Source organism: Bacillus sp. Y3, assembly GCF_008123875.1.
Lineage (GTDB): Bacteria > Bacillota > Bacilli > Bacillales > Bacillaceae > Bacillus > Bacillus altitudinis.
In genome coordinates, this window is sequence record NZ_VSSC01000020.1 from 1 (window position 1) to 1,396 (window position 1,396).

At 38.9% G+C, this 1,396-nt stretch carries 1 protein-coding gene; it reads right to left on the minus strand.

All coding sequences use genetic code 11. From position 1 onward, the window contains the following. Window positions 1–1,349 (minus strand): IS1182 family transposase (locus FXF70_RS18955; protein ID WP_148780898.1); only part of this gene is annotated, 1,349 nt, incomplete at its 3' end. Between the last annotated feature and the right edge of the window lie 47 nt (window positions 1,350–1,396).

Consider the following 1,396-nt stretch of genomic DNA (forward strand, 5'->3'; position numbering starts at 1 on the left):
CCTAGCTTTGCTAGGTGTGTGGCAATCTTCTTCATGTTCTGGCAGGCAGCTGTGAGAAGCACTTGCTCACTTACATTTTGTTTTCCCCTTAACCGGCAGTAGCGAAGCCCATGCAGTTGTTTTGAATCTGCAAAGCTTCGCTCTATTTTTTCTTTTCTTTTTTTATATAGCTCTTTTCCAGCGGCAGACAGACGATTTTGCCTGATCTTTTCTTTATGTTCCTCCCACACATGTCTTGAGATGACCTTTTGATGATTTTTAGATCTTGTGCAGTTTTCAAGGAAAGGACACGATGTGCATTTTTTAGGATCTGATTTGTAGAACCTATAACCTTTTCGATCAGTCGTGGTATATAAAAGCTTTTCACCATTCGGGCATATGTATTGATCGTGTTCAGAATCATACTGGAATTTCCACTTCTCGAATAATCCTCTTGTTGGATGAAAACGTCTATGTGCGATGACACCAAAAATATGGCGATCAGATAAACCTTTACAGATTGGGCTGGTCAAATAACCAGAATCAAGGGCAACTGCGTCTACTTGAAAACCAAATCGTGCGATTTGGTGATCCAATCGTTCAAGATACGGAACGGAATCATGGACATTGCCAGGCGTGACATGGGCATCTGTGATGATATTGTACTTCATATCCGTTGTACGATGGTCTAGGTAGAAAAAGCCTTCTGGTTTATTTTCACGATAAAGATAGCCGCTTTCAGGATCAGTCGTACTTTGACGAATGTCTTTTTCCGTTTTCACCTCCTCTTTTACCTTTAAGGGCTTTTTTCCGTGTGCCACCCGATCTTCTTGGATCGCTTCTTCTAATTCATTTATATAGTTCTGGGTATCTTGTTCAATCGTTTTTCTTGTATATTTATGTTTATTGGCATTGGCTTTAAGATGAGTGGAGTCAGTAAAAAGAACGCGCCCTCCAACCATATCGTGATTGATGGCTTGAAGAACAATTTCATCGAAAATGTCTTGAAAAATGGTTGTATCTTTAAATCGAGTACGACGATTCCAGCTAATGGTCGAGTGATGGGGAACGGGGTCATTGATGTTTAAACCTAAAAACCATCTATACGCCATGTTATAGTAAATTTCTTTTTCAAGTTGTCTTTCAGAACGGATACCGTACAGGTATCCGATAAACATCATTTTAAACAAAATAAGTGGATCAAGTGAGGGACGACCTTTATTCTCACTATAATATGGTTTTACTTTGTCTATGATAAATGAAAAATCAATGTACTGATCAATTTTACGAAGCAGGTGATCCTCTTCGACCAATTGATCTAGCAAAACAAATTCGGCTTCGTGCTGAGAAGAATTTCTAGTGTGGAACATGAGAAAAACACCTTCCTTTAGTATGCTTTTCTCTATTATAAAATGGG